This is a genomic window from Bradyrhizobium sp. NBAIM08, from assembly GCF_020193935.1.
Classification (GTDB): domain Bacteria; phylum Pseudomonadota; class Alphaproteobacteria; order Rhizobiales; family Xanthobacteraceae; genus Bradyrhizobium; species Bradyrhizobium yuanmingense.
Window position 1 is genome coordinate 1 of record NZ_JADYVR010001133.1, and the last position, 394, is coordinate 394.

1 protein-coding gene is annotated in these 394 nt (G+C 58.1%); it reads left to right on the top strand.

What is annotated here, in order from left to right; translation table 11 throughout:
• On the top strand, positions 1–394 hold a 394-nt coding region (locus tag I6F37_RS43820; protein ID WP_249795510.1), incomplete at both ends, for a tripartite tricarboxylate transporter substrate-binding protein.

The following is a 394-nucleotide window of genomic DNA, read 5'->3' on the forward strand; positions in this document are numbered from 1 at the left end:
CCCAAAATGCAGTACGACCCGGTCAAGGCGTTTGCGCCGGTGACGTTGATAGCTACAACACCGATGATACTGGTAACGCATCCGTCATTGAGATTAAAGAACCTCAAGGATTTCCTCGCATATGCGGCCGCGCGACCCGGAAAACTGAACTATGCTTCGGGCGGGATCGGCACGCCGCAGCAGTTCGCGGGCGAGCTGCTCAAGATGAGCGCAAAGCTCGATATGAACCATGTGCCGTACAAGAGCGGCGGACTGCAAGTCGTAGGAATCGTCGGCGGTGAAGTCCTGTGCGGCTTTGCCGCCTTGCTGCCGGCGTTGCCGCACGTGAAAAGCGGGAGACTCGACGGCATCGCCGTCTCATCGATCAAGCGCTCATCGTCGATGCCTGAAATCC